This window comes from Solidesulfovibrio carbinoliphilus subsp. oakridgensis (genome assembly GCF_000177215.2).
Classification (GTDB): domain Bacteria; phylum Desulfobacterota; class Desulfovibrionia; order Desulfovibrionales; family Desulfovibrionaceae; genus Solidesulfovibrio; species Solidesulfovibrio carbinoliphilus.
On sequence record NZ_CM001368.1, the window covers coordinates 1,309,080 to 1,335,782 of the forward strand.

The following is a 26,703-nucleotide window of genomic DNA, read 5'->3' on the forward strand; positions in this document are numbered from 1 at the left end:
GGAGCCGACATGCGCAAGGGAACCGAGGAAAAGACGCCCATCGTGGTGCGGCCCGAGGCCGTGGAGCGGTATCTGCGCGAAGCGTTCGGCCCAAGCGCCCGGATGCTCGGCGTGTGCGCCATGGGCGAAGGCGGCCAGGGCATGAAGGAATTCGGCTACGGCAAGCCCGTGTGCCTGGATTTCGAGGTGGATGGAGAGGTGCGCCGGGGCGTGCTTTCCATCATGCGCGGCGACAAGTACGGACACCAGTTCTACTGGGACCGGGCGGCCATATTGATGTTCCAATTCGAGGCCGGGGGAAAGCTTGAAAAGCACGTGCGGCCGCTCGGGCTCGGGTATTTCGACCAGGACGACCGGCTGGTGCCCGTGTCCGGGCCCAAGGAATTCTTCATCCTGAGCGAAAAGGCGGCCGGGTATGACTATTACCTGGATTTGCAGCGGATTCGAAAGACCGGCCTCGAAGCCCGGGATCTGGACATGGCGCGCGGGTTCGCCCGCTGGCTGGCCCGGATCCATGGCCGGAAAAAGGACGACGCCGACCTGTACCTGCGCCGGGTGCGGAATCTGATCGGCGCGTCGGAGTGCATCTTCGGATTGGTGGACGCCTATCCCCACCCCTACGATCTTTTTCCGCCGGAGCGGTTTTGCGCCCTGGAAAAGCGGATCATCGACTGGCGCTGGAAGCTCCGGGGGTTCACCCACCGCCTGAGCGAAGTCCACGGCGACTTCCATCCCTGGAACGTGCTGGTCCAGGAGGACGGCCCGGGGGGGGACAAGACAAGGGATTTCGCGGTGCTCGACCGCAGCCGGGGCGAGTGGGGCGAACCGGCCGACGACGTGGCCACCATGAGCCTCAATTTCGTACTCTTCGGCCTCTACGGGGAGCCGAAACTGGCCGGGGACTTCGAGCGGCTCTACCTGACCTTCTGGGAGACCTACCTGCGCGAGTCCGGGGACGACGAGATCCTGTCGGTCATCGCGCCCTTCTACGTCTTTCGCGGACTGGTGGTGGCCTCGCCCCAGTGGTATCCGGGCCATCCGCCGGCCGTGCGGGAGGGGCTGTTGCGGTTTCTCGGCAACGTGCTCGAGGACGACCGGTTCGACTGCCAAAACTTCAACCGGTACCTGAGGTAGCCATGCCGGCCGCCCTCTGGTTCACGGGATTGCCCGGGTCGGGCAAAAGCGCGGTGGCCCGGGCCGTGGCCAGGACACTGGCCCTGACCATGCCGGGCGTCGTCCACCTGGAACTCGACGCCCGGCGCAAGGCCTATTTCCCGAATCCCACTTACAGCGACGCGGAACGGGAGGCGGCCTACCAGCGCTTCGCCGAGGAGGCGGCGGACCTCTACCGGGCGGGCCATGCCCTTGTCCTCATGGACGCCTCGGCCCCGAAGCTGGCCATGCGGGCCTACGCCCGGGGGCTCATGAAACATTTCGCGGAAGTCCATGTCCGGTGCACGCTCAAGACAGCCATGGCCCGGGAGGCGGCCCGGCCCGAGGGGCTGGTTCAGGCCGGGCTCTACGCCAAGGCCATGCTGCGAAAGACGACCGGCCGCAAATTCCCGGGCCTCGGCCCGGTCATCGGCGTGGACGTGCCCTTTGAGGAAGACCCGGGAGCCGAGTGCGTGGTGGACGCGGAGCGCCTGTCCCTGGAGGAAGAGCGCGACGCGGTCCTGGCCTTTCTGCGCGACTGGCTGCCCGGGACGCGGGCCTGAGGGGGCACGCTTCAAAAAATGCCCCTGTTTTCCGGTGAACTCATGCCGGGACGCTTTCGAAGAAGCCCCCTTAGTAGACGCGCCGGCCCAGGGCGACTTCGCGTTCGGGCGAAAGGAGCACCACCCCGCCCTCGCCGTCGAGGCCGAGGACCAGGACTTCCGAGACAAAGCCGGCGATGCGCTTGGGCGGAAAATTGACCACAGCCACCACCAACCGGCCGACGAGATCCGCCGGGCTGTAGAGATCGGTCACCCGGGCGCTCGACCGTTTGACGCCAAGCTCCCCGAAATCGACCGCCAGCTTATAGGCCGGCAGGCGCGCGCCCGGAAGCGGCTCGGCCGCGAGGATACACCCGACCCGCAGGTCGACCTTGGAAAAATCCGAAAATTCAATCTGTTCCACGTTGGCTTCCCTCCCGTTGCCCCTTTGTTGTAACCAACCGTCGCAAGACGGGCACTTCCTTTGCAAGGATTCCAGGTTCCGGAGGTTCGGATGTCCGAAGGACCCGTGCGCCACTGTCCGGGCTGCGGCCAGATGTTGCGTTTTCCCGCCGATGTCGGTGGCGTGCTCATGGCCTGCCCGACCTGCGGCCGACGGTTCGCCGCGCCTTTTCGCCTGACCGGGACCAAGCCCGCGCCCGCCGGCCAGGCCGTCCCGCCTCCGCCCACGCCCGTCGGCCAGGCCGCCGCACCCCCGGCCGCCCAGGCACCCGCCGACCAGACCGCCTTTCCCCCCTCCACGTGTGCCGGCGTTCCTTGCGGTTCGACCGCGCCTTCCGACCCGGAGCCGGAGGCCAAGCCGGCCGCCCCGAACAGCCGGGCCGCCCGGGTGGCAGCGCTCTACGCGTCCAAATCCTGACGCCTTTCCCGCCTTTTTTCTTTCCGGAAACAAGCCGGCAAGGTAGACTGGCGGACGCCGTTTCCCGGGCCAAGGCTTTCGCCGGCCGGGATGATGCGGAAAATCGGACTGTGCGGGGGAGCCCATGGCCAACACGCAAACAAGCCTTTACGTCCGAACCGGCCTGGCCCTCGTGTTCATGGCCCTCCTCCTCCCCGGCCTCTGGTAGCCCCTTGCCTCCGTTCGGGGGGCCCGGGGGGAATGATTCCCCCCGGCCGCCGGAGGCTCTTCTCCCCTCCCCCGCCTGTCCTCACAAGCTCGCACCCGCACTGTCATGCGCGGCGAAATTTGCCGCCGCGCGCGCGAAACTGGTGGTGGCGTAGCAGTAGCGGCAGCCAAAGAGGCAGCGGTCGTAGGCCCCGATGTCCTTGCTCGGGGCGCAGCCGCAACGCGGTCGCTGGTGGGGATCCTTGGCCACGGGCACGGCCCTGCCGATTTGTCGCTCGATCCAGGCCGGGTCGATGCAGCGGCTGGCCGGAATGCCGGCGGCCTGGAATATTTCCGGCTGGCAGCAGGTGGAAAGGGTCATGCCGTGGCTCGCCGCCATGTCCTTGAGATCGAGGAGGAGGGCCAAGGCCGCGTCCGCGTCGGGCGGGAGCAGGCCGTAGCCTTCCCCGGCGAGCCCCCTCAGGCGGCCGGCGATCTTGCGGTAGGGTTCGAGGAAGCTGACGATGACCCGGTCCGTGTGGCCGGCCAGGCGGGCGGCCAAGCGGGCGAAGGCGGCCCGGTGCCAGTCGGCCGGCGTCTTTTCGGTCAGGACGATGGGATCGTAGCGCCAGGCCACGCGGCCGGGAAGCGCGCCGGCCAGGGCGGCAAAGGCGGCCAGCCCCGTGGCCGCGTCCGGGCCCTTGGGGTCCAGGGCCCTGGGATTGTCCAGAAGCGTCATGAGGAAAAAGGGCTCGTGGCCAAGGGACAGGATCTCCGGCAGACGGGGCGCAAGCGGCCGGGGGTCGCGGGTCCAGAAGACGATGGCCGACACGTCCTCGGGCGCAAGGGACACCCGGCTGACCTGGGCGGCGTTGAAGGGATTTATCACCTCGCAAAAGCCGGCCCGCAGGCGGGTTAGGAGCCAGCGGGCGTAGAAGGCCGGAATGTCGGTGCGGCGGCTGGCGCTGATGATCACCCGGCCGGCTCCCCGTCCCCCTCCTGCCCGGCCGGGGCCTGGGCCAGGACGGCGGCGAAATCGGCTTCCGGCAGCATGCTCCCGCCCGTGGCCCAGAGGATGTGGGTGGCGTCGCGGCCGGCAAGGCGCGGCAAATCAGCCGCCCGGACAAGCGTCGGCCCGGCGGCGGACGCGGCGGCCGACGGCTCCAGGCGCAGTCCCTCGTCGCGCCACAGGGCGGCCACCGAGGCGGCCATGGCCGCGTCCGTGACCGTGAACACCCCGTCCACGACCGGTGCCAGCAGCCGGCCGACGAACCGCGACGGCCGGGACACGGCCAACCCGTCGGCCATGGTCCGGCCGGAAAGGCCGAGATCGGCCACACTCACGGCATCGTGGCGCCCGGACGCCAGTCCCAGGAGCATGGACGGGGCCTTTGTCGGCTCGGCGAAAAAGGCGAGGGCCCCGTCACCCAGGGCCAGCCTGGCCCCAAGCGCGATGCCGCCCGGGGCCCCGCCCACCCCGCACGGCAGATGCAGGCACAGGGGCCGTTCGGGGGTGACGGCGATGCCCTGGGCCGCGAGCCGGGCCGGCAGGCGCAGGCCGGCCACGGCGTAGCCCAGAAAGAGGTCCAGGGAGTTTTCGTCGTCGATGAAGTGGGTGGTGGCCGAGGCGGCCGCCTCTTCCCGGGCCACGGAACAGGCGGCGGTGTAGTCGCCCGGGTGCTCGACCACGGTCGCGCCCAGGCTTCGCAGTTTCTCCTTTTTCCAGGCCTTGGCCTCGGCCGACATATGGACCGTGACGTCAAAGCCGAGGGCCCGGCCCAGGATGCCGATGGAAAGGCCGAGATTGCCGGTGGAGCCGACGGACAGCGTATGCCGGGCGAACACGGCCCGGGCCGGACCTTCGGCCAGCCGGCGGTAGTCGTCGCCGGGGCCGGCCAGGAGGCCCGCCGCGAGGGCCAGGCGCTCGGCCACGCACAGGACCGCGTGAAACCCGCCCCTGGCCTTGACCGAGCCGGCCACGGGCAGGGCGTGGTCGGCTTTGAGGTACACGGCGTCCCCGGCCGGCAGGCCCTGGCGCTTGAGCCGGGCGGCAAACTGCGACACGGGGAGGAGTTCGGATCCGATGACGCCGCCGGCGGGGGCCAGTTCCGGAAAGAGCACGGCCAGAAGCGGCGCGAACCGGGCCAGCCGGTCGGCTGCGGCTATGATGTCGGCCCAGGTCACGGCCAGGGCGTCCCGCACCTCGGCCAGGGGCCGGCGGCCGGGGTTGACCCACAGAAAGGACGACTCCTGGCGCAGGCGGGCCTCGGTCGCCGCGTCCAGCCCCGGGACGAAACCGCGCTCAGGCGCCATCGGAGGCATCGGCAGGCAAGGCGCCCGTCATTTGGGCCGGCACCACCAGACGGTCGAAATCGGCCGCATGCACGAGGCCCAGGTCCATGGCCGCCTCCTTGAGGGTCAGGTCGTGTTCCAGGGCGTGGTGGGCGATGGCGGCGGCGTTGTCGTAGCCGATGACCGGCGAGAGCGCGGTCACCAGCATGAGCGAGCGGCCGAGAAGTTCCTTTATCCGCCGGCGGTTGGGTTCGAGACCGGCCAGGAGGAAGCGGCGGAAATTGTCCATGCCGTCGGCGAGCAGGCGGATCGACTGCATGACGTTAGCAAGAATAAGCGGCTTGTAGACGTTCATTTCGAGGATGCCCCCGGCCCCGCCGAACCCCACGGCCACATCGTTGGCCATGACCTGCCCCGCCACCATGGTCAGGGCCTCGCACTGGGTCGGGTTGACCTTGCCGGGCATGATGGAGGAGCCCGGTTCGTTGGCCGGCAGGAGGAGCTCGTAGAAGCCGGCGCGCGGGCCGCAGCCGAGGAGCCGGACGTCGCCCGCGATTTTCGAAAGCGAGACGGCCAGCGTCCGCAGGACCCCTGACAGGTGGACCAGGGCGTCGTGGGAGCCCTGGACCGCGAATTTGTTCGGAGCCGGCACGAACGGCAGCCCGGTCAGGCGGGCGATTTCCGCGATGGCCGCCCCGGCGAAGCCGGGCGCGGCATTGAGCCCCGTGCCCACGGCCGTGCCGCCGAGCGGCAGCCTGTACACGTCGCCCAGAGCCGCCTCCAGCCGGCCGATGTTGTCGCCAAGAAGCCCGGCATAGCCCGAAAACTCCTGGCCGAGGGTCAAGGGGACGGCGTCTTGCAGGTGGGTGCGGCCGATCTTGACGATGTCCGCCCAGGCCGCGGCCTTGGCCGCCAGGTCGTCCCGGAAGGCGGTTGCGGCCGGCAAAAGCCGCGCCGACACGGCGGTTGCGGCCGCGATGTGCATGGCTGCCGGAAAATTGTCGTTGGTCGACTGGCACATGTTCACGTGGTCGTTGGGGTGGACCGGCTTTTTGGAGCCGAGCGGCGTCCCGGCTAGCTCAGAACAACGGTTGGCGATGACCTCGTTGACGTTCATGTTGAACTGGGTGCCGCTGCCGCTCATCCAGACGCCAAGCGGAAACATGGCGTCGTGCCTGCCGCCCTGGATCTCGTCGCACACGGCCACGATGGCCTCGGCCAGTTCGCGGGACAGCCCGCCCGTGGCCGCGTTGGCCAGGGCCGCGCCCTTTTTGAGCACCGCGTAGGCCGGGATCATCTCCCGGGGCATAAGCGCGTCGCCGAGGCTGAAATATTCGATGGCCCGCTGGGTCTGGGCCCCCCACAGCCTGTCGGCCGGGACCCGCACCTCGCCCAGGCTGTCCGTTTCCACGCGGTACTCCATGGCCCGGTCCTCCCTGGCCGGCGGCAGGCGGCAACACCTATGCGCCTGCGGTCGCGCCCTCTTCTTCGGTTCTCAAGCAACGCATCCCCGTCCGCACCAACGCTGGAATCCCGCTTTCTGGTTACGGCAAAAGGCCTGCCCCGGGCAAGGCGAAAAGGGAAAAAACGCCACACCGCCGGCGGGCCGGCCGCCCCCTTCCCTTTACCGCCGGCCGGTCCTGCATTATCCTCCTTTCCGCCATGAAATTTCACGTCATCACCATGGGCTGCCAAATGAACGTCGGAGACGGCGACTGGCTGACCCGCTCTCTCCAAACGACAGGGTTCACCCCGGCCCCGGAACACGAGGCCGATCTTTTCATCCTTTTCACCTGCTCGGTGCGCGAAAAGCCCGAACAGAAGGTGGCCAGCGAACTGGGCCGCATCGCCGACCGGCACCGGGACAACCCGAACGCCTGCGTGGCCGTCGGCGGCTGCGTGGCCCAGCAGCTCGGCACCAGCCTGTGGCGGCGTTTTCCCATGGTCCGGCTGGTTTTCGGCACCGACGGCATCGCGGCCGCGCCCCGGGCCCTGGCCCGGCTGGCCGAGGAGCCCGGCCTTCGCCTGTCGCTGCTCGATTTCACGGAAAGCTATCCCGAACGCGACCAGTCCTGGCCCGAGGACAGGCTGCCGCCCCGGGCCTTCGTGTCCATCATGCAGGGCTGCGACAACTACTGCGCCTACTGCATCGTGCCCTTTGTCCGGGGCCGCCAGAAGTCCCGCGGCGCGGCGGCCGTGGTCGAGGAATGCCGCAACCTGGCCGAACGCGGCGTGCGCGAGGTGACGCTTCTTGGCCAGAACGTCAACAGCTACGGCCTCGACGCCTCGGGCGACGGCACGTCCTTTGCCCGGCTCCTCGACGCCGTGGCCGCGGTGCCGGGCATTGCCCGCATCCGCTTCACCACCTCCCACCCCAAGGACCTCTCCGACGACGTGATCGAGCGCTTCGGCAGTCTGCCCCAACTGTGCCCGGCTCTCCACCTGCCGGTCCAGTCCGGCTCGGACAGGATTTTACGGCGCATGGGCCGGCGCTACGACACGGCCGATTACCGCCGGCTCGTGGCCAAGCTGCGCCGGGCCCGGCCGGACCTCGCGCTGACCACGGACCTCATCGTCGGCTTTCCCGGCGAAACCGAGGCCGATTTCAAGGAGACCCTGGACCTCGTGCGCGAGGTTCGGTTTGAAAGCGGCTTCTCCTTCATGTACGGTGACAGGCCGGGAACAGCCTCGGAACGCCTGGAGCCGAAGATCGCCCCGGAGGCCAAGGCCGCCCGCCTGGCCGAACTGCAGACCCTCCTCGACGCGGGCCTGACCGCGTCGCTGGCCGCCCGGGTCGGCACGTCGGCCGAGATCCTGATCGAAGGCCCAAGCCGCCGCGACGGTGCGGCCGGCCCGTCCTGGCGCGGCCGCGATCCCTGGGGCCGCATCGTCAACCTGCCCCTGCCGGGCCATGGCGACGCCGCCGGAACCATTGTTCCGGCCCGCATCGTCCAGGCCAAAAAGCACTCCCTCATCGGGGAGGCGGAGGCTCGAGATGATTGAAATGAAAGTATTCGGACTGGCCCTGGACGAGGAGTCGCAAGTCCCGGTGCTCATCCTCAAGGATCTGCAGGAAAAAGCCGTGCTGCCCATCTGGATCGGCGCCATGGAGGCCATGGCCATTTCGCTGGCCTTAAACGACGTGTCCCTGCCCCGGCCCATGACCCACGACCTGCTTTTGAACATGATCCACAAGCTCGACGCCCATGTGGTGGCCGTCCACGTGACCGAACTCACCGAGGGCACCTACTACGCCGACATCGAGGTGGAAGTGGAGGGCGGCATCCGCCGCATCGACAGCCGTCCGTCCGACGCCATCGCCCTGGCCCTGCGGGCCAAGGCCCCGATCCTGGTGTCCGAACCGGTCCTCGACCAGGTGGCCAACGAGTCCAAGGACGCGACGGTGGTGGCCTTTTCGAGCGATGATACGGACAAATGGACGGAGCTGCTCGAAAAGTTCGACCTGACCGACACCAAATACAAGATGTGACCCATGATCGACCTGCACACCCACACCACCTTCTCCGACGGCGTGCTCATCCCGTCCGAACTGGCCCGGCGCGCGACCAAGGCCGGCTACCGGGCCATGGCCATGACCGACCACGCCGATTCTTCCAACCTCGACCTGATTCTCACCAACATCGGCCGGTTCGTGGCCGAATCCGGGGCCTTTCTCGGCGTCACCGTCCTTTGCGGGGTGGAGATCACCCACGTGCCGCCGCCGCTGATTCCCCACCTCGTGGAGCAGGCCCGGGCCCGGGGGGCCCAGCTCGTGGTGGTCCACGGCGAGACCATTGTCGAGCCCGTGGAAACCGGCACCAATCTGGCGGCCATCGAAGCCGGAGCCGACATCCTGGCCCACCCGGGCCTTCTCACTCCGGAAGAGGCGGAACTGGCCGCCGAACGCGGCGTGGCCCTCGAGATCACCACCCGCAAGGGGCACAGCCTGACAAACGGCCACGTGGCCGCCCTGGCCCGGCGGTTCGGGGCCCGGCTCGTCATCAACAACGACGCCCACGCCCCGGAAGACCTGGTCTCCCAGGAGCGCCGCAAGAAGGTGGCCCTCGGCGCCGGCCTCTCCTACGAGGAATACCTGTGCGCCGAGTCCAATTCCCGCGACATCGTTTCCCGCATCCTCGGCGCCGGCCGCACGGACTGATCCTTCTCTCCCGCGACCGCACGGACTGATCCTTTCCCCGGGGCCGTGCGGGCCGGGGCGAGAAATCCGGTCCCTCCCCATCTGTCCGTTTCCCCAACCGGCGACCGCGCACCCGCCGGCCGCCGGCCGCGCCCGTCCAACCGCCCGCTTCCCCGGCTCGCTTCCATGGGCCTTTTTTCCGGCACAGTCGTCCACGCCTTGCAACCTCCCGCCAAAACGGCGTATAGACATCCTACCATCCGCACCATCCTTGAGGAGCGCCCATGACCAGACTTCTTGGAATCTTCCTTTCCATGCTGTTCGTTTCCACCCTGTCCGGCTGCGGCTACAACCAGATGCAGACCAACGAAGAGGCGGTCAACGCCGCCTGGGGCAACGTGGAATCCTCCCTGCAACGCCGGCTCGACCTGATCCCGAACCTCGTCGAAACGGTCAAGGGCTACGCCAGCCACGAGAAAGACACCCTGACCGCCGTGACCGAAGCCCGGGCCAAGGCCACACAGGTCAAAATAACTCCCGACACCCTGAACAATCCCGAGGCCATGGCCGCCTTCCAGCAGGCCCAGGGCCAGATGCAGTCCGCCCTGTCCCGCCTTCTGGCCGTGGCCGAGAACTACCCGCAGCTCAAGGCCGACCAGGGCTTCCGCGACCTGCAAAACCAGCTCGAAGGAACGGAAAACCGGATCAACGTGGCCCGGCAGCGCTACAACCAGACCGTCGAGACCTACAACGCCTCGATCCGCACCTTCCCCAACTTCATCACCAATTCCCTGCTCCTGCACCTGAAGCCCAAGGAATACTTCAAAGCCGACGAAGCCGCCAAGCAGGCGCCCAAGGTGAAATTTTAAGAGGCCTCCGACGGCCGGGGCTCTGCCCCGGACCCCGCCGGGGGGAATCATTCCCCCCGGACCCCCCGAAAGGGGGAGGGGATGGTCCTGCTGCGGCCGGACTGCCGGCTGACGATGCAAAACGACTTGTAATAAGCTCTTTTGCCCTTGGAGGGACGATGCCTTCCATTTCGCAAACTTTCGCCCCCTGCGCCGCCGTCCCCCCCCCGCCCGCCCCGTCGCGGGGGTCCGGGGGGGATCATCCCCCCCGGTGGGTCCAGGGCAAAGCCCTGGCCGCCGGAGGCCTCTTCCTCCTCATCGTCCTTTTTACCGTCGCTTCGGCCTGGGCCCTGGACGTGCCGCGTCTCGCGGGGCGGGTCAACGACTACGCCCACATGCTGTCGCCGGAAGCGGTCGCGCGGCTGGAGGCCCAGCTGGCCGATTTCGAGCGCACGGACTCGACCCAGGTGGTGGTCCTGACCATCCCGTCGCTGGAAGGCGAATCGCTGGAGGACTATTCCATCAAGGTGGCCCAAGATTGGGGCATCGGGCAAAAGGGCCGGGACAACGGGGCGGTGCTCCTGGTTTCCAAGGGCGACCGCAAGGTCCGCATCGAGGTCGGCTACGGCCTGGAGGGGGTGCTGACCGACGCCCTGTCCGGCCGCATCATCGCCCAGGCCATCACCCCGGCTTTCAAGGCCGGCCATTTCGACGCCGGCGTGGAAGCGGGCGTGGCCGCCATCATCGCCGCCACCCGGGGCGAATACCAGGGCGCGCCGGAGACGGGCCGGACGGACGGCAAGGGCGACGACAACGCCTTTTTCGCCCTTTTCATCCTGGCGCTCATCCTGTCCGCCGTGCTGTCGGGCCTGCCGGCCCTGGCCCGGGCCGGCATCTTCGGCGTGGCCCTGCCCGTGGTCGGAGGGCTCTTCGGCCTGGCCCTGGGCTTCATTCTGCTTCTCCTGGTCGGCGGGGTGGTCCTCGGCCTCCTCGGGCCGTTTCTCTTCCGGTCGGGCCGGGGCGGAGGCGGCGGATTTTTCATCGGCGGCGGGGGCGGCGGATCGTCAGGCGGCGGCGGATTCTCGGGCGGCGGCGGCTCCTTTGGCGGCGGCGGCTCGTCGGGCAGCTGGTAGGAGGCTATGATGCGAAAGCTCGTGCAGGCGTTTTTATCCCCGGCCGACCGGGAGCGGGTGGTGGCGGCGGTGCGCGCGGCCGAGGCCCGGACAGCGGCCGAAATCGTGCCCATGGTGGTCGGGGCCAGCGACACCTACCCCAAGGCCGAACTGGCCTGCGCCGTGACCTGCGGCCTGGTGGCCGGCGTGGCCTGCACCCTGGCCGCCGGCTCGCGGAACATGTGGCTGTTTCTTCTTTTCTTCGGCCTTTTTTCCCTGGCCGCCTTCGAGGCCGCCAAGCGCCTGCCCGCGCTCAAGCGGATTTTCGTCTCGCCCGAGCGGGCCCGCCATGAAACCTTTCAAGCGGCCGAGGCCTCCTTCTACGCCCACGGCCTGGCCTGCACCGCCGGCCGCCACGCGGTCCTGGTCTACGTCTCGGTCTTCGAGCATCTGGTCTTCATCCTGCCGGACGCCGGACTGGCCGGAAAGCTCCCTCCGGCGACGCTGGCCGCCGCAACGGAGGCCCTGGCCGCCGGCATCCGCCAGGGCAGGCAGGCCGAGGCCCTGTCGGAGGCCGTTGCGACCCTGGCCGAGGCTCTCACCCCTCTGTATCCTCCCTTCCCGGACCAGGCCAATGCGCTCAAGGACCTGATTCTCCTCTGAGGACCGCCGACCGAAAAAAGACACATTTTTTTCAAGGGTCGGTCGTTGCATTCTTTTCCGGCTATGGCATAGTGCCTTCACTTTCGAACACTTCGTTTTCCAACCGCTCATTTGGAGGTTCCCATGGTGGATCAATATCATGAGCCCGTGGCCGAACTGACGCCCCTGGACCGGGATTTCGTGCGGGCGTTGACGAGCATCAAGGAAGAGCTGGAAGCCATCAACTGGTACCACCAGCGCGTGGTCGCGGCCACCGATCCCCAGATCAAGGCCATCATGGCCCACAACCGCGACGAGGAGATGGAGCACGCCGTCATGGGCCTCGAGTGGCTGCGCCGGACCATGCCCGGCTGGGACGCGGTCATGCGCACCTACCTCTTCACCACCGGCGACATCACGGCCCTGGAAGACGCCGCCACCGCCGGCGAGGCCGGCCCCGAGGCCGCGCCGTCGGCCGCCGCCACCGCGCCCGGCGGCGCCTCGCTTGGCATCGGCAGCCTCAAGGGAAACCGTTAACCCCACGGGAGACGCCATGGATATCCTGAAACGCGACCTCGCCCCCATCACCGCCGCCGCCTGGCAGGCCGTGGACAGCCGCGCCCGCCAGACGCTGACCAGCATGCTCTCCGCCCGCAAGATCGTGGACGTGGCCGGGCCGCTGGGCTGGGAATACGCCGCCGTGCCGCTCGGGCGCATCGACTATGCCAAGACCCAGTCCGTTTCCGGCATCACCTACGGCCTGCACCAGGTCAAGCCGCTCATCGAGGTCAAGGTGCCCTTCACCCTCGACATCGCGGAGATCGACAACGCGGCCCGGGGCGGCAAGGACATCGACCTCGGCGCCCTGGACGCGGCCGCCGAAAAGCTGGCCCGGTTCGAGGAAGAGGCCATCTACCATGGTTTCGCCCCGGCCGGCATCAAGGGTCTGTCGGAAGTCTCGAGCCAGACCCGGATGCAGGTGACGGGCAATCCCGAGGACATCGTGGAAAAGGTGTCCAAGGGCCTGACCGCCCTGCGCAAGACCTCGGTCGAGGGGCCCTACAATCTGGTGGTCGGCCCGGAGATGTGGGTGGCCCTGTCCGGCCATGTCCGGGGCTATCCCCTGTCCCAGTACCTGGAAACCATGCTGTCCGGATCGGTCATCGTCAGCCCCTTCATCGAAGAGGCCTACCTCGTCTCCACCCGGGGCGGCGACCTGGAGATGACCCTTGGCGGGGACATCGCCATCGGCTACGCCTCCCACGACACCGAGAAGGTGGCGCTTTTCTTCTTGGAATCCTTCACTTTCCAGGTGCTCGACCCGACAGTGGTCGTGCGCCTCGACTGGAACGCCCAGGCCGGCGGGGCCTAGACGGCCGTCCCACCGGGGCCGCTCCTCCAAGGATGGCGCGGCCCCGTCGCGTTGCACCCGGCCTGGCCTGCGCCATTCTGCCGCCGCCTGCCCCACCCCCTCTCCCCTCGTCCGGCCAGGGTCCCGAACCATGCCCACCCCTTTTTGTCTCTGCACTTTTCCCTTGCGTCACGTGGCATCTCCAGTGCCGCCATGCAGGGGAACAGTGGGCCTTCTCTACTGTCACGAATATTTTAGATCCGTGACTCATCGCATGCAACCAACTTAAATTACAAACACTAAAAATAACATAGCAGACACGAAAAATATAATTTGCGTGTGACTAAAAAACCGCCTAGATTCTTTTCACACAGGCGGCAACGCCCCGGCCAAGACGGCGTACAGACGTACTCCACCAACATACATACCCCGCACGGAGAGACCATCATGAAAGTCAGCGCCCGCAATCTGATCCCCGGCACCGTCAAGAAGGTTTCCATCGGCATGGTCAATGCCGAAGTCGTCATCGAAGCCGCTCCCGGCGTCGAGATCGTCTCGGTCATCACCAAGGAGTCGGCCGAGGCCATGGGCCTCAAGGCCGGCGCCAAGGTCAAGGCCATGGTCAAGGCGTCGAGCGTCATGGTCGTCACCGACTAGGACCGCTTCGGCAAACGCCAAAAGCCCGGCCGGCTCCCCCACGGGAACCGGCCGGGCTTTTGGCATTCTGGTGCACCTGGGCGAATCCGGGGTGCGAGGGCCGCTCCCTCACCCCACTCGGAGCCATCGATTGCCGTTTCCGCCGGCAAGGAAACGCGCGATCCCCCGGAAGCGCATGAGGACTCCTGGGGCCCCCTCCCGGACGTCCGTCCGCCCCCTTCCCGGGTGGTCCAGGAGGGGCGCGTCCCTCCTGGCCGCCGGAGGCGTTTCCCTCTTCCTGCCTTACATCAAATGCCGCCGCCGTCCGGGATGACGACGCCGCCCGGCCCTTGCTGCACGATGCGCGAATAGGGGGGCACGTCGCTTACCACCCAGACGTTGCCGCCGATGACCGAGCCTTTGCCGATGGTGACCCGGCCGAGCACGGTGGCCCCGGAATAGACCACCACGTTGTCCTCGACCACCGGATGGCGGGCGATGCCCTTGACGAGCATCCCCTGCTCGTCCTTGGGAAAGCTCTTGGCCCCAAGCGTCACGCCCTGGTAGAGGCGCACGCCGTTGCCGATGACGCAGGTTTCCCCGATGACCGTGCCCGTGCCGTGGTCGATGAAAAACCGCCGGCCGATGGTGGCGCCGGGGTGGATGTCGATGCCGGTGCGGGAGTGGGCCATCTCGGTGATGATGCGCGGGATGAGGTCCACGCCGAGGGTGTGGAGTTCGTGGGCCACCCGGTAGTGGGTGAGCGCCGTCAGGCTCGGGTAGCAGAAGATGGTCTCGCCGGGCGACCGCGAGGCCGGATCGCCCTCGAAGGCGGCCTGGGCGTCCTCGGCCAGGAGTTCGCGGATGTCCGGCAGGCGCATGAGAAAATCCCCGGCCAGCCGCCTGGCCCGTTCCTCGCAGTCCTGGCAGTTCCCGGCCCGGTCCATTTCGCAGAAAAAGCAGTAGCCCCGGCGGACCTGGTCGGTCAAAAGCTTGTTTATGGCATCGAGACTGGCCCCGATGTGAAAGCGCATGTTCTCGGGCGTGATGTCCGAGTGGCCGAAATAGCCCGGGAAAAGGACGGCCCGCAGCCGCTCCATGATCTCGACCAGGGCCGTGATCGACGGCATGGGCTCGTCGTGGAGCGGCCGGTGGTAGACCTTGCGGTAGGAGGCCTCCTCGCAGAGCATCTCGGCCACCCATTCCACCGGGGTGCGCTTTTTGGGGCGCGGCAGCTGGTTTTCCAGGGGGGACATCAGGCCTCCTCGGCGAAAAGCGGGGTCGAGAGGTAGCGCTCGCCCGTGTCGCAGACCACGAAGACCACCAGCTTGCCGGCGTTTTCCGGCCGTTTGGCGATCTCGATGGCGGCGTACGCGTTGGCCCCGGAGGAGATGCCGCAAAGGACGCCCTCCTCGCGCAAAAGCCGCCGGGCCGTGTGCATGGCCGCCTCGTTCTCCACGGCAACGACCTCGTCCACCAGGCCCATGTCCAGGACCTCGGGCACGAACCCGGCCCCGATGCCCTGGATGGCGTGGGGGCCCGGCTTGCCACCGGACAGGACCGGCGAGGAGGCCGGCTCCACGGCCACGGCCCGGAAATCGGGTTTGCGGGATTTGATCGCCCGGGCCACGCCGGTCAGGGTCCCGCCCGTGCCGACCCCGGCCACGAACAGGTCCACCGCCCCGTCGGTATCGGCCCAGATCTCCTCGGCCGTGGTCAGGGCGTGGATCTCCGGGTTGGCCGGATTGGAAAACTGCATGGGCATGAACGCCTTGGGCAGGCTCCTGACCATCTCCGCGGCCCGCTCCACCGCGCCCCGCATGCCCTGGGCGGCCGGGGTCAGCACCAGCTCGGCCCCGAAGCCGCGCAGCAGGGCCCGGCGCTCCACGCTCATGGACTCCGGCATGGTCAGGACCAGTTTGTAGCCCCGCACGGCGCACATGAAGGCCAACCCGACACCGGTGTTGCCGGACGTCGGCTCGACCACCACCGTGTCCGGGGTCATGCGGCCGTCGCGCTCGGCCGCGCGCAGCATGGCCACGCCGATGCGGTCCTTGACCGAAGAACACGGATTGAACGATTCGAGCTTGGCCGCCACGCGGGCCACGCAGCCCTCGGCCAGCCGGGTCAGCCAGACCATGGGCGTCTTGCCCACAAGCTCGGTCATGTCATTGGCAATACGCATGTTCCCCTCCTTCTCGGCCGAAGTCTGAAACAGTCCCCGGGCTTTCGCAAGTCCTTTGCGCCGGCCCGGGCCGGCGGCCCGGACGCCCGGCTTGCGCTTTCGGACAAACCGCCATACCACGTCCCGAACCGTCCCGCCGCCCTTTTTTCATGGACCAAACGGCCGGCAGGGACGGATGGAGCAGCCCGACCGCCCCGCAACCCCTGCCGCAGGGCCCCACGGCCCGCCCGCATTCCGGAACCGCCATGCATTTCAAGCCTCTTTTTTACAGTCTGCTGACCCTGGCCGCCCTGGCCGCCGGCCTTTTCGCCGCCACCCTCGAACCGGCCCGGCGCGTCGACGCCTGGACCTCGGACCTGTGGCACGTGCTGGCCGGCAAGCGGGCCGAGCCCTCCCGCGTGGCCGTGGCCCTGCTCGACGACGAGGCGCTGGCCGCCGAACCCGACCGGCCGCTCGTCTTCTGGGGGCCGCTGTACGCCAAGGTGCTGGCCCGAATCCGCGAGGCCGGGGCCGTGGCCGTCGGCATGGACATCCAGCCGGCCTTGAGCCCCGTCACCTGGATGGATCTGATCGGGGCCGATTCCAGCCGGGATTTCGACCGCGACTTCATGCTGGAACTGGCCCGGGGCAAGGTCATCCTGGCGGCCAGCGTGTCCACCGAATCCGGGGAGCCGTCCTTCAGCCTGCCGGCCACCGACTATCTGCTGGCCCTGCCCGGCCACGAGGCCGATCTGGGCCTCACCAACGTGCCGCTCGACCGCGACGGCGTGGTCCGGCGTTTCGCCCCGGCCCTTTATTCCGAAGGCGAGCCCCGGCTGTCCTTTGCCGCCGCCCTGGCCCGGCGGGCCGATCCCAAGGCGCCGGGCCTAGTCGACATCGACGCCCAGACCGCGCTGGTCCCCCGGCCCATCGCCTTTGCCGGCCCGCCGGGCACGTTTGCGCACATAAGCTTCGCCCGGCTCCTGGCCCCTGACGCGGCGAACGACCCCGAGGTCAAGGCGCTGGCCGGCAAGGTCGTCATCCTTGGCATCGACATCCACGGGGCCCACGACCGGCTGGCCTCGCCCTATTCCCTGCCCGTCTTCGGCGCGCCCAAGGAATTCATGCCCGGCCCGGAGATCCACGCCAACATCGTGGAGGCGCTCCTGACCGGCCGCGGCCTGGCGCCCATCGGCCGCCTGGGGGCCGCGGCCGCCTGGCTGCCGTTTCTGGCCCTGTGCGCCCTGGCCTGCGCCAAGCTCGGCCCGGGCCGCTCGGCCCTGGCCACGGCCGGGTGCGCCGTGGCCTCCTTTGGCCTCGGCTACGGCCTTTTCCGGTACGGCTGGCTCATGCCCATGGCCGGCTGCGACTTCGGCCTGACCCTGACCTGGGCCGGGGCCAACGCCGTGCGCCTGACGCGCGGGGAACGCGAAAAGGCCCACATCCGCCACGCCTTCGGCAAGTACGTGTCCGACGCGGCCATCGACGGCATCCTGGCCAGCGGCAAGCCGCCCGCGCCCGGCGGCTCCCTGGCCACGGTCACCATCCTTTTCTCCGACATCCGGAATTTCACGACATTAAGCGAAAAGCTCGGCCCGCAGGAGGTAGTCGAGCTTCTAAACGCCTATTTTTCCAAGGTCTGCGACATCATTCTGGAGCATGGCGGCATGATCGACAAATTCATCGGCGACGCGGTCATGGCCGTTTTCGGCGCCCCCCTGGCCGATCCGGCCCACGCCCGGCAGGCCCTGGCCACGGCCCTTGGCATGGTTGCTGCTTCAAACGACTTCCAGGGCTGGATGCAGAAACGCTTCCCCCATCTCGGGGACTGGACCTTTCGCATCGGCGTCGGGCTCCATTCCGGCCCGGCCGTTGTCGGCAACATCGGCTCGCGCCAACGGCTCGATTTCACGGTCATTGGCGACACCGTGAACACCGCCTCGCGCCTGGAAGGCTTCACCAAGGAGATGGGGTGTCCGGTGGTGGCCAGCCAGACCGTCGTGGATCTGGCCGGTGTCGGCGTCTTGACGGGACGCCGGGAGCAGGCCCATGTCAAAGGCAAGAGCGAACCCGTGCCGGCCCTGGAAATCCTCGGGCTGGCCGACCAATAAAGGAGCAGTCATGTCCCGCATCCGTACCCTGCTTTTCTCCCTGCTGCTTCTGGGGGCTTTCTGGACGGCCCCGGCCGCGGCCGAGCAGACGCGCCTGGTGTGCCTCGTTTCGGCCATCACCGGCCAGGCCAGCCTTTCCCCGGCCGATGGTCCCAAAAAGCCGCTGGCCGTCTTCACCCGCCTGCGCGAGGGCGAGCGCCTGGATCTGACTCCGGGAACCGAAGTGCAGCTGGCCTTTTTGCAGAAAGGCGTCCGCGAAACCTGGACCGGCCCGGCGACGGTCCTCATCACCGCCGACGGCGGCCAGAGCCCGGACAGCGCCGGCCCGCCCGTGACCGACAAGCTGCCCCTGCGCGCCCGGCCGGCCGGCGGCGAGGCCTCCTCCATCCTGACCCAGGCCGGCGAACAGGCGACAGCCCAGGTCAAGACCCGCGACGTCACCCTGCCGGAAGACAAGCCGCTCACAGACGAGGACCGGGCCCAACTCGCCGAGGTCGAAGCGCAAGTGGCCCAAATGCGCCAGGCGGCCGCCCCGGGCGACGTGGGCCCGGACATCGTGCTCCTGGAGGAACTGACCCGGCTCGACCAGCGTCGCCGCCTTGGCGAGGAGCTGAAGCGCCTGCGGGAAGCGCATCCGGAAAACGAGACCCTGGCCCAGTGGGACCAGTAGGACAAAAAAAACGCGACGGGCGGCCCGGCCGCCCGTCGCGTCATGTCGTTTTACTGAAATAGGGTCGAGGGGAAGCCTCCGGCGGCCAAAGGGCTATCGCCCTTTGGAATCCCGCAAGGGTTCCTTTGCCCCTCTTCCGTAGCCGTAATCTGGCTCTGTTTTTCCTGTCATTTTTACCGCTCCATTCCCCCTTCGCCTTGCAAGGCCAGGTCGCCCTAGTCGAGGGTCTGCCGGTAGCGCGTGATGCCAAGGCCGAGCGACACCAGCAGAAAGAGGCCGATGGGCCACAGGCTCGGAAAGACGTCGGCAAAACCGTTGCCCTTGAGCACGATGCCGCGCACCACGCGCAGATAGTGGGTCAGCGGCAGGGCCGTGCCGATCCACTGGGCCCATTCGGGCATGCCCCGAAACGGGAACATGAACCCGGACAAGAGGATGGACGGCAGGAAGAAGAAAAAGGACATCTGCACGGCCTGCAACTGGTTCTGGGCGACGGTCGAGAAGGTGATGCCCACCCCCAGGTTGGCGGCGATGAAGGGGAAGGAGACGAGGAATAAAAGCGGCAGGCTGCCCAGGATGGGCACGTGGAAAAGGAAGACCGCCGCCACGATGATGAGCGCCATCTGGATGTAGCCCACAATGATGTAGGGCAGGATCTTGCCGAGCAGGACCTCGATGGGCCGCACCGGCGTGATGAGCAGATTTTCCATGGTGCCGCGCTCCCGCTCGCGGGTGATGGCGAGCGAAGTGATGATGACAAGCGTCATGGTCAGGACCACGCCCATGAGCCCGGGCACGATGTTGAACTGGGTGTTGGCCTCGGGGTTGTAGCGGGCGTGCAGGCGCAGGTCGACCAGGGGCTCGGGGGCCCGAAGGGCCAGCAGCGGGCCGGTCAGGTCGCGGTTGAAGGCGTCGGAAGCGGCCTGGCGTATGGCCGAGACGGCGTTGGACGTGGCCGAGGGATCGGTGGCGTCGGCTTCGAGCAGGACCACCGGCCGGTCGCCGCGCACCAGGTCCCGGCCGAAATGCGGCGGAATGGTCAGGACGAACTGGATGCGGCCCAGGCGCAAGAGTTCGTCGGCCTCGGCCTCAGTGGTGAGCTCCCGGGTGAATTCGAAATAAAGGCTGTTTTTCATGGCCGCGGCCATGTCCCGGGAAAAAGTCGACCGATCGTTGTCGAGGATGGCCGTGGGCAGGTGTTTGGGGTCGGAGTTGATGGCATAGCCGAAAAGGATGAGCTGCAGGAGCGGAATGCCGACCATCATGCCGAAGGTGACCCGGTCCCGGCGCATCTGGGTGAATTCCTTGGACACCATGGCCGCGAACCGTTTGGGGGAAAAGGCGAAGAGTCCGGCCATTACGCCACCGCCTTGCGCATGAGGCTTATAAAAACCTCTTCGAGGTTGGAGGGAATCCGCCGAAAGGTGTGGGGCGGGGCCATAAAGGGCTTGAGGCTTGCTTCGAGGGCAGCTCCGTCCCGGCCGCTGACGTGGAGTGTGAGGCCAAAGGCCACCACCTGCTCGACCCCGGGCAGCCCCCGCAGCCTGTCGATGAGCCCGTAGAGTTCCGGCCCGGAGACCTCATAGGTGGCCAGCCCCTCGGCGGCCACGATCTCGGCCACCGAGCCCGTGGCCAGGAGATGGCCGTAGGCGATGTAGGCGAGCCGGTGGCACCGCTCGGCCTCGTCCATATAGTGGGTGGAAATAAGGGCGGTTATGCCCTCGCCGGCCAGCTTGTGGACCTCGTCCCAGAAATCCCGCCGGGCCATGGGATCGACGCCGGCGGTCGGCTCGTCGAGGAGCAGCAGCCTTGGCTCGTGGATCATGCAGGCGGAAAGGGCGAGGCGCTGCTTCCAGCCGCCGGAAAGCGTGCCGGCCAGCTGGTCCCGGAACCGGCCGAGATTCATGCGCTCGATGGTCCGGCCGATGGCCGCCTCCCGGCCGGCCACGCCGTACATGCGGGCAATGAAATCCAGGTTCTCCCGCACGGTCATGTCCTCGTACAGGGAAAATTTCTGCGACATGTAGCCCACGTGGGGCTTTATGCGCTCCGGCTCCTCGCGGACGTCGAACCCCAGGCAGGTGCCGTAGCCGTCGTCCGGACGCAACAGCCCGCAGAGCATGCGGATAAACGTCGTCTTGCCCGAGCCGTTTGGCCCGAGAAAGCCGTAGATCTCCCCGCGCGCCACCCGCATGTCGATGTGGTCGACCACGGTCTTTTTGCCGAAAATCTTGGTCAGGCCGGTGACGTCGATGACCGGCGCCTCCCCGCTCATGAGCCGCCCGCCTTGCCGCCGTCCCCCGGGCCGGGAGCAGGGACCGGGACCGAGGCCGGAACCGAGGCCAGGGACACGTCCACCGGCTGGCCCGGGTGCAGGCGCGCGGCCACGTCCGGGGCAAAGACCGCCTCGACCATGATGACGAGCTTTTCCCGGAAATCCTGGCTGTAGATGACCGGCGGCGTGTATTCGACCGTGGGGGCGATGTAGGAAATCCTGGCCGCGACCGGCTCTTTGCCGCCGTCCCAGGAGACGCGGATGTCCTGGCCCCGGGAAAGCGCCCCGGCCACGGCTTCGGGCACGAAAAACCGGGCCTTGACGTTTTCCGGCGGCAAGAGCGCCACCACCGGGCTGCCGGCCGCCACCCACTCGCCCCGGTAGTGGAGGGTGTCGTAGACCAGGCCGCCGACGCCGGCCCGCTGGGTCATCTGGTCGAGGTTCCACCGGGCCTGGCCCACGGCCTGTCGGGCCGCGTCCACGGCCGCCTGGGCGGCCCGGATCTGGTCCTCGCGGCTGGCCAGCCGGCCCGTGGCCAGCTTGGCTTCGAGGGACTTGACCTGTTCCTGGTCGGTGGACTGGGCGGTACGGGCGGCGTCGAGCTCTTCCTTGGCAATGGTCTTGCTGGCGTAGAGTCTGACCCGGCGGTCGTACTCCAACCGCGACAGGGACAGGGAGGCCTTTGCCCGGCGCAGATCGGCCGTGATCTGGTCGATCTCCTCGGGCCGCAACCCCTTCTCCTTGTCGCGCAGGTCGGATTCGGCCCGGCGCAGGTCCGCCTCGGCCAGGGCCAGGCTCCGGTCCTCATAACCGTGCTCCAGGGCATAGAGCGCCTGTCCGACCACGACGGTGTCGCCCCGGGCCACGGACAGGGTGTCCAGGCGGCCGGCGATCTTGCCGGCCACGTACACGAACTCCCCTTCCACATAGCCCTGCCAGACCGGCGGTTTTTCGGCTTCGCAGCCGGCCAGGCAGACAAGGCCCGACAGGAACAGGCACAGGGCCGGGAGCAGCCTAGGCATCTTCATGGTCGGCCTCCTCCAAGAATGCGGCCGCGCACGGCGGGCAGGCCGGGGGCTCGGAAGCCAGCCCCCGGCCCATGGTCTCGGCCAGGAAGTCGGCCACGCCGGCCAGGGGCAGGTCCAGGGAAAGTCCCAGGTCCCGGGCCGCGTCCGCGAACCGCCGGCGCAGGGGTTCGGACAGGCTGTAGACGATGAGCGTGCCGACCAGCGCCAGGTGGACGAAGACGGGCTCGGCCGGGCGCAGGCTCCCGTCCGCCACGCCCCGGGCCAGGATGTCGCGGGTCACGGTGAAGATGCGCCGGAACTCGGCCAGGGCGGCGGCCGGCATGTGGGCCCCGCCCGAGGCCATCTCCAGGGCCATGATGCGCGGCAGCATGGGCAGGCGGGCGAAAAGCCCGGCCATGGCCCGGGCCAGGGCGCCAAGGGCCTGGCCCGGATCGCCGCCCTGGGCCACGGCCTCCTCGAGGGTCCCGGCCACCTGGGCGAACAGGCGCAGGAGCACGGCCTCGTAGAGCTTTTCCTTGTTGCCGACATGGTAATAGAGCCCGGCCTTGTTGACCCCGGCCCGCCGGGCGATGGCCTCGACCTTGGCCCCGGAGAATCCCACCCGGCCGAATTCCTCGGCCGCGGCCTCCAAAATCCGCGTCAGCACGGTGGCTGCTTCCTCGATATCGCCCATTTGGTTGAACCTCTTTTTTCAACCAAACGGTTAAACCGTTTCGTCTGGATCGTCAAGGAGAGGAAGCGGGCCAAGGCCGCTTCCCATTCGGATTAAAGCAGTGTAACCCATGGCCCGGCGGGCCGGAGATGGCTCCCATGCCGCGCCCGAACACCATGACCCAAGCCCTTGCCCTTCTCCTCTCGCCCATTGCCGCCCTCGGCCGGGCCGTGCTGTCCCTGGTGGCCGAGCTCGGCGGCCTTTGCATTTTCATGGGCAAGGGGCTTTGGCGCATCGTTTTTCCCTCGCCCGCCTGGCGCAAGATCGTGCAGCAGGTCTACTTCATCGGCGTCAAGTCGGTGTTCGTCATCGTGCTGATCGGCCTGTTCACGGGCATGGTGCTCGGCCTCCAGGGCTACTACACCCTGGTCAAATTCGGCTCCGAAGGGCTTCTGGGCGCGGCCGTGGCCCTGTCCATCATCCGGGAGCTCGGGCCGGTCCTGACCGCCATCATGATCACGGGCCGGGCCGGGTCGTCCATGGCCGCCGAGATCGGCATCATGCGCATCTCCGAGCAGATCGACGCCCTTTCGACCATGGGCATAAATCCCCTGCGGTTCTTGATCGCCCCCCGGCTGGCCGCCTCGCTCGTCTGCTTTCCGCTGCTGACCGCCATCTTCGACGTGGTCGGCATCGGCGGCGGCTATCTGACGGGCGTGGTGCTCCTCGGCATCAATCCCGGGGTTTATTTCGACCGCATCGACAGTACGGTGGAACTTGGCGACGTGACCGGCGGTTTTGTCAAATCCCTGGTCTTCGCCCTGCTCGTGGCGGCCATTTGCTGCTTCGAGGGCTATTTCACCCACACCAGGCGCGAGGGGTTCGGGGCCAAGGGCGTGAGTCTGGCCACCACTTCGGCCGTGGTCCTGTCGTGCATCACCATTTTGGTGGCAGACTACGTCCTGACCTCTTTTCTGCTGTGACGCCAGGCGGGCCAACCGTGTTGCATCTCAGGCGGGTTCGCCGTAAAAGGCCGGTGACATGAAAAAATATGCCATGGAAACCACGGTCGGGGTCTTCGTCCTGGCGGGCCTCTTGTGCGTGGCCTACCTGACCGTCAAGCTCGGCAAACTCGACGTCTTCGGCGGCGACAGCTATCCGCTGGTGGCCCGGTTCAAGGACGTGACGGGCCTCAAAAGCGGGGCGTACGTGGAAATGGCCGGCGTGCGCATCGGCCGGGTCTCGGCCGTCGCCCTCGACCCCAAGGACAATATGGCCCTGGTCACCTTGGAGATCCAAAACGGCGTGCGCCTCACAGACGATTCCATCGCCTCCATCAAGACCAGCGGGCTTATCGGCGACAAGTTCGTCAAGGTCTCCCCGGGCGGCTCGGACGACGTCCTCAAACCCGGCGGCACCATTGTCGAGACCGAGGCCTCGGTCGATCTCGGCGACCTCATCGGCAAATACGTTTTTGGCGGCGTCAAATAGCAAAAGACCCGCCGCTTCCGACCCTCTAGCCCACCGATGGAACCGTCGTATGAACCGTATCCTTTCCCGCTTCTGTCTGATGCTGCTCCTTGTGGCCGCAACCGCCTCCCCCGTCCGGGCCGGGCAGGCGACCGAAACGCTGAGTTCCTCCGTGGATCGGATCATCAGCCTGCTGGCTGACCCGGCCTACAAGAATCCGGACACCCGGCCGGCCATGCGGACCAAGCTCATCAGTGTCATTGACGGCATCTTCGACATGACGGAACTGTCCCGCCGGGCCCTCGGCGCGGACTGGAACAAATTTTCGCCCGACCAGCAGACCCGTTTCGTGGCCGCCTTCGGCCAACTGTTGCAGAACACTTACCTTGACAAAATCGAGAGCTACACCGATGAAAAGGTGCAGTATCTCAAGGAGCAGGCACTCGGGAGCGGCAAGGCCGAGGTGGACACCAAGGTCGTCGGCAAAGGGAAGGAAATTCCCATTGCCTACCGTCTCGTGGATCGCGGCGGCTGGAAGGTCTACGACGTGGTGATCGAGGGCGTGAGTCTGGTGCAGAACTACCGCAGCCAGTTCGGCCAGATTCTGGTCAACGAGAGCCCGGATGCCCTGATCGCCAGGATCGCCGCCAAAAGATCCTGATCCGAGAGCAGGTTGCCTCGAAACAGGCCAAGCCGGAAAGCGACATAAGCCGGGCCCGACCCACGCCCGATCATCCAACGGACCAACCCGCCGGGGAGAGTTCATGACCGCCACCACGCCACGAAACCTCGTCCTGATCCTGCTTGCCGTAACGGTCCTTGGAACTTCCGGCTGCAACGCCCGCAACCAGACCGCCAAGGGTTTCGACCAGGCGGCGGCCCCGACCCAGGCGCCCGCGGCTCCGGCCGCCTCCATGCCCGCCCCGTCGCCGGCCGCCACCCCGGCCGCGGCCCCCCTGGACGACGACGACGCGCCCGGAACCTACGCCGAAACGCCGCCCGCGCCCGTGGCCGATCCGCTCTATGGCTGGAACAAGTTCTGGTTCACCTTCAACCACTACTTCTACAGCGGGCTCATGCGTCCCATTTCCACGGGCTACAGCTACGTGGTGCCCCGGATGGTCCGCACCGGACTGGCCAACGCCTACACGAACTTCACCTTCCCCATCCGTTTCATAAACTCGCTCCTCCAGCTCGACTTCACCAAGGCGTCGCGCGAATTCGGCCGTTTCATGCTCAACAGCACCCTCGGCATCGGCGGTCTGGTGGACGTGGCCAAATCCGACCCCAACCTCCAGCCCGGCAACGAGGACTTCGGCCAAACCCTTGGCCATTACGGCATCGGCGACGGGTTCTACATCGTGTGGCCGCTCCTTGGCCCCTCGACCCTGCGCGACACCGTGGGCCTGGCCGGCGACGCCGCCGCCAATCCGCTCACCTGGATATTCAGCCCCTTCGCCGTGTACGACGACGGCTACAATCCCTGGTTCTGGCCCTATGTCATCAAGGCCAGCGACGTGTTCAACCGCCTGCCCGAGACGCTCGAGAACTACGACAGCGTGGTCAAGCCGGCCATCGACCCGTACAGCGCGGTCAAAGACGCCTACATCCAGTACCGCCGCAACGCGGTCTCGCAGTAACCTGCCTCCCGCCGCCGCCGCGCCCCGCGCGGCGGCGGTTTTTCATGCCGGACGACGCACAACCAATTTCTCCCGGCCCCGCCGCCACCGCCTGCCGCCTGCCCCTGTGTCCGGACGCCCTGGCCCTTTACGCCAGCTACCGCAACCACCGGTTTTCCCGCCACGCCCACGAGGGCTACGCCCTTGGCGTCATCGAGGCCGGGGCCCTGGCCTTCCGCTACCGGGGAAGCCGGCTGGTGGCTCCGGCCGGGGCCGTCAACCTGGTCCAGCCCGGCGTGCCCCACGACGGCGAACCGGCCGGGGACGACGGGTGGCGCTACCGCATGCTCTACCTGCCGGCCGCCCTCCTCTCCATGGTGCTGCCGGACGGGGCCCCGCTCCCCCATTTCCGGCCCGGGGTCATCGAGGACCCGCTGCTCGCCGCCCGCGTGGCCGACACCCACCGCCTGCTCATGGACGCCGCAGCCAGCCAGCTCGCCCGGGAAACCGCCCTGCTCGCGCTCCTCGCTCTGTGGACCGGGCGGCACGCCGACGACCGGCCGGCCTCGCCGCCGGTCGGGCCGGAACCCCGGGCCGTGCGGCTTGTCCTCGATCTCCTGGCCGCCCGGTTCGCCGAGAACCTGAGCCTCCACGACCTGGCCCGGGAGGCCGGGCTTTCCCCGTGGCACCTGTCCCGGGTCGTGGCCCGCCACACCGGCCTTTCGCCCCACGCCCACCAGCGCGAGTGCCGGCTGCGGGCGGCCCGGCGCGCCCTGGCCGGGCCGGACCGGCTGGCCGACATCGCGGCCATGGCCGGCTTTGCCGACCAGAGCCACCTGACCCGGGCCTTTGCGGCCCGTTTCGGCCTGTCCCCCGGGGCCTACCGCAAGATCGTTCAAAACACCTCCGCCCTTCCCGGCTAGGCTTGGCCCGGT

Annotated in this window: 29 protein-coding genes; 19 read left to right on the plus strand and 10 right to left on the minus strand. The window is 67.9% G+C overall.

The window, feature by feature from the left end; all coding sequences use genetic code 11:
• Positions 1 to 9 precede the first annotated feature (9 nt).
• Together DFW101_RS05855 and DFW101_RS05860 are read left to right on the plus strand one after the other, a co-directional pair.
• Positions 10 to 1,134 (plus strand): phosphotransferase family protein, encoded by a 1,125-nt coding sequence (locus DFW101_RS05855; protein WP_009180592.1) that lies wholly within the window; start codon positions 10 to 12, stop codon positions 1,132 to 1,134.
• Between the two features lie 2 nt (positions 1,135 to 1,136).
• On the plus strand, positions 1,137 to 1,715 hold the full coding sequence (locus DFW101_RS05860; protein WP_009180593.1) for an adenylyl-sulfate kinase: 579 nt from the start codon (positions 1,137 to 1,139) through the stop codon (positions 1,713 to 1,715).
• A 70-nt stretch (positions 1,716 to 1,785) separates the two neighbouring features.
• Here DFW101_RS05860 and DFW101_RS05865 read toward each other — a convergent pair whose 3' ends face one another.
• On the minus strand, positions 1,786 to 2,118 hold the full coding sequence (locus DFW101_RS05865; protein ID WP_009180594.1) for a tRNA-binding protein: 333 nt from the start codon (positions 2,116 to 2,118) through the stop codon (positions 1,786 to 1,788).
• Positions 2,119 to 2,208: 90 nt separating this feature from the next.
• On the opposite strand from DFW101_RS05865, the gene DFW101_RS05870 reads away from it, so the two are divergent.
• Positions 2,209 to 2,574 (plus strand): hypothetical protein, encoded by a 366-nt coding sequence (locus DFW101_RS05870; protein WP_009180595.1) that lies wholly within the window; start codon positions 2,209 to 2,211, stop codon positions 2,572 to 2,574.
• A 289-nt stretch (positions 2,575 to 2,863) separates the two neighbouring features.
• Here the strand turns inward: DFW101_RS05870 and DFW101_RS05875 are convergent, their stop codons facing one another.
• Genes DFW101_RS05875 through DFW101_RS05885 form a run of 3 tightly spaced genes read right to left on the minus strand, consistent with a single transcriptional unit; the run spans position 2,864 to position 6,475 of the window.
• Positions 2,864 to 3,736 carry a DUF1848 domain-containing protein gene (locus DFW101_RS05875; RefSeq protein ID WP_009180596.1) on the minus strand — a complete coding sequence of 291 codons (873 nt, stop codon included), beginning with the start codon at positions 3,734 to 3,736 and terminating at the stop codon, positions 2,864 to 2,866.
• Positions 3,733 to 5,073, minus strand: coding sequence for a D-serine ammonia-lyase (locus DFW101_RS05880; protein WP_009180597.1), 1,341 nt, complete (start codon positions 5,071 to 5,073; stop codon positions 3,733 to 3,735). The genes DFW101_RS05875 and DFW101_RS05880 overlap by 4 nt, the downstream gene beginning before the upstream one ends.
• Positions 5,063 to 6,475 carry a class II fumarate hydratase gene (locus tag DFW101_RS05885; RefSeq protein ID WP_009180598.1) on the minus strand — a complete coding sequence of 471 codons (1,413 nt, stop codon included), beginning with the start codon at positions 6,473 to 6,475 and terminating at the stop codon, positions 5,063 to 5,065. Before DFW101_RS05885 ends, DFW101_RS05880 begins: the two co-directional genes overlap by 11 nt.
• A gap of 239 nt (positions 6,476 to 6,714) precedes the next feature.
• On the opposite strand from DFW101_RS05885, the gene miaB reads away from it, so the two are divergent.
• The 9 genes from miaB (at position 6,715) to DFW101_RS05930 (ending at position 13,800) form a co-directional block, all read left to right on the plus strand.
• Positions 6,715 to 8,055, plus strand: a complete 1,341-nt coding sequence (gene miaB / locus DFW101_RS05890; RefSeq protein WP_009180599.1) for a tRNA (N6-isopentenyl adenosine(37)-C2)-methylthiotransferase MiaB — start codon at positions 6,715 to 6,717, stop codon at positions 8,053 to 8,055.
• Positions 8,048 to 8,542 carry a bifunctional nuclease family protein gene (locus DFW101_RS05895; protein ID WP_009180600.1) on the plus strand — a complete coding sequence of 165 codons (495 nt, stop codon included), beginning with the start codon at positions 8,048 to 8,050 and terminating at the stop codon, positions 8,540 to 8,542. Before miaB ends, DFW101_RS05895 begins: the two co-directional genes overlap by 8 nt.
• Positions 8,543 to 8,545: 3 nt before the next feature.
• Positions 8,546 to 9,211, plus strand: a complete 666-nt coding sequence (locus DFW101_RS05900; RefSeq protein ID WP_009180601.1) for a histidinol phosphate phosphatase domain-containing protein — start codon at positions 8,546 to 8,548, stop codon at positions 9,209 to 9,211.
• 263 nt (positions 9,212 to 9,474) lie between these two features.
• Complete coding sequence (locus DFW101_RS05905; protein ID WP_009180602.1) at positions 9,475 to 10,059, plus strand: LemA family protein; 585 nt, start codon at positions 9,475 to 9,477, stop codon at positions 10,057 to 10,059.
• Between the two features lie 158 nt (positions 10,060 to 10,217).
• Entirely contained in the window at positions 10,218 to 11,171 is a 954-nt protein-coding gene (locus tag DFW101_RS05910) for a TPM domain-containing protein (protein ID WP_009180603.1), read from the plus strand.
• Positions 11,172 to 11,180: 9 nt separating this feature from the next.
• Positions 11,181 to 11,813, plus strand: a complete 633-nt coding sequence (locus DFW101_RS05915) for a hypothetical protein (RefSeq protein WP_009180604.1) — start codon at positions 11,181 to 11,183, stop codon at positions 11,811 to 11,813.
• A gap of 123 nt (positions 11,814 to 11,936) precedes the next feature.
• A complete protein-coding gene (locus tag DFW101_RS05920; RefSeq protein ID WP_009180605.1) occupies positions 11,937 to 12,329 on the plus strand; it encodes an encapsulin-associated ferritin-like protein in 393 nt (130 codons plus the stop codon).
• Between the two features lie 16 nt (positions 12,330 to 12,345).
• Positions 12,346 to 13,164 carry a family 1 encapsulin nanocompartment shell protein gene (locus tag DFW101_RS05925; protein ID WP_009180606.1) on the plus strand — a complete coding sequence of 273 codons (819 nt, stop codon included), beginning with the start codon at positions 12,346 to 12,348 and terminating at the stop codon, positions 13,162 to 13,164.
• A gap of 426 nt (positions 13,165 to 13,590) precedes the next feature.
• Positions 13,591 to 13,800, plus strand: coding sequence for a TOBE domain-containing protein (locus tag DFW101_RS05930; protein WP_009180607.1), 210 nt, complete (start codon positions 13,591 to 13,593; stop codon positions 13,798 to 13,800).
• Between the two features lie 287 nt (positions 13,801 to 14,087).
• On the opposite strand, the gene epsC is transcribed toward DFW101_RS05930, so the two are convergent.
• On the minus strand, positions 14,088 to 15,035 hold the full coding sequence (gene epsC / locus DFW101_RS05935; RefSeq protein WP_009180608.1) for a serine O-acetyltransferase EpsC: 948 nt from the start codon (positions 15,033 to 15,035) through the stop codon (positions 14,088 to 14,090).
• On the minus strand, positions 15,035 to 15,964 hold the full coding sequence (gene cysK, locus DFW101_RS05940; protein ID WP_009180609.1) for a cysteine synthase A: 930 nt from the start codon (positions 15,962 to 15,964) through the stop codon (positions 15,035 to 15,037). The genes epsC and cysK overlap by 1 nt, the downstream gene beginning before the upstream one ends.
• Before the next feature lie 245 nt (positions 15,965 to 16,209).
• Here cysK and DFW101_RS05945 point away from each other — a divergent pair, with 245 nt between their 5' ends.
• Both DFW101_RS05945 and DFW101_RS05950 read left to right on the plus strand, forming a co-directional pair.
• Positions 16,210 to 18,054, plus strand: coding sequence for an adenylate/guanylate cyclase domain-containing protein (locus tag DFW101_RS05945; RefSeq protein WP_009180610.1), 1,845 nt, complete (start codon positions 16,210 to 16,212; stop codon positions 18,052 to 18,054).
• Between the two features lie 10 nt (positions 18,055 to 18,064).
• Positions 18,065 to 18,724 (plus strand): hypothetical protein, encoded by a 660-nt coding sequence (locus tag DFW101_RS05950; RefSeq protein ID WP_009180611.1) that lies wholly within the window; start codon positions 18,065 to 18,067, stop codon positions 18,722 to 18,724.
• 215 nt (positions 18,725 to 18,939) lie between these two features.
• Here DFW101_RS05950 and DFW101_RS05955 read toward each other — a convergent pair whose 3' ends face one another.
• From DFW101_RS05955 to DFW101_RS05970, 4 genes are read right to left on the minus strand one after another with little or no spacing between them, the layout of a single operon-like run.
• The gene (locus DFW101_RS05955; RefSeq protein WP_009180612.1) at positions 18,940 to 20,082 is read right to left on the minus strand and encodes an ABC transporter permease; all 1,143 of its coding nucleotides are present in this window, start codon (positions 20,080 to 20,082) and stop codon (positions 18,940 to 18,942) included.
• Positions 20,082 to 20,999 carry an ABC transporter ATP-binding protein gene (locus DFW101_RS05960; RefSeq protein ID WP_009180613.1) on the minus strand — a complete coding sequence of 306 codons (918 nt, stop codon included), beginning with the start codon at positions 20,997 to 20,999 and terminating at the stop codon, positions 20,082 to 20,084. The genes DFW101_RS05955 and DFW101_RS05960 overlap by 1 nt, the downstream gene beginning before the upstream one ends.
• Positions 20,996 to 22,027: an HlyD family secretion protein gene (locus DFW101_RS05965; RefSeq protein ID WP_009180614.1), complete on the minus strand. Its 1,032-nt coding sequence runs from the start codon at positions 22,025 to 22,027 to the stop codon at positions 20,996 to 20,998. Before DFW101_RS05965 ends, DFW101_RS05960 begins: the two co-directional genes overlap by 4 nt.
• Positions 22,014 to 22,700 (minus strand): TetR/AcrR family transcriptional regulator, encoded by a 687-nt coding sequence (locus DFW101_RS05970; RefSeq protein ID WP_009180615.1) that lies wholly within the window; start codon positions 22,698 to 22,700, stop codon positions 22,014 to 22,016. Before DFW101_RS05970 ends, DFW101_RS05965 begins: the two co-directional genes overlap by 14 nt.
• A gap of 137 nt (positions 22,701 to 22,837) precedes the next feature.
• On the opposite strand from DFW101_RS05970, the gene DFW101_RS05975 reads away from it, so the two are divergent.
• From DFW101_RS05975 to DFW101_RS05995, 5 genes are all read left to right on the plus strand, one after another.
• Positions 22,838 to 23,662: an MlaE family ABC transporter permease gene (locus DFW101_RS05975; RefSeq protein ID WP_009180616.1), complete on the plus strand. Its 825-nt coding sequence runs from the start codon at positions 22,838 to 22,840 to the stop codon at positions 23,660 to 23,662.
• A gap of 58 nt (positions 23,663 to 23,720) precedes the next feature.
• Positions 23,721 to 24,170, plus strand: a complete 450-nt coding sequence (gene mlaD / locus DFW101_RS05980; protein ID WP_009180617.1) for an outer membrane lipid asymmetry maintenance protein MlaD — start codon at positions 23,721 to 23,723, stop codon at positions 24,168 to 24,170.
• 49 nt (positions 24,171 to 24,219) lie between these two features.
• Positions 24,220 to 24,810, plus strand: a complete 591-nt coding sequence (locus tag DFW101_RS05985; protein WP_009180618.1) for a Tgt2/MlaC family protein — start codon at positions 24,220 to 24,222, stop codon at positions 24,808 to 24,810.
• 103 nt (positions 24,811 to 24,913) lie between these two features.
• Positions 24,914 to 25,789, plus strand: coding sequence for an MlaA family lipoprotein (locus DFW101_RS05990; protein ID WP_009180619.1), 876 nt, complete (start codon positions 24,914 to 24,916; stop codon positions 25,787 to 25,789).
• Positions 25,790 to 25,833: 44 nt separating this feature from the next.
• Positions 25,834 to 26,691: an AraC family transcriptional regulator gene (locus tag DFW101_RS05995; protein WP_009180620.1), complete on the plus strand. Its 858-nt coding sequence runs from the start codon at positions 25,834 to 25,836 to the stop codon at positions 26,689 to 26,691.
• Positions 26,692 to 26,703: the final 12 nt, after the last annotated feature.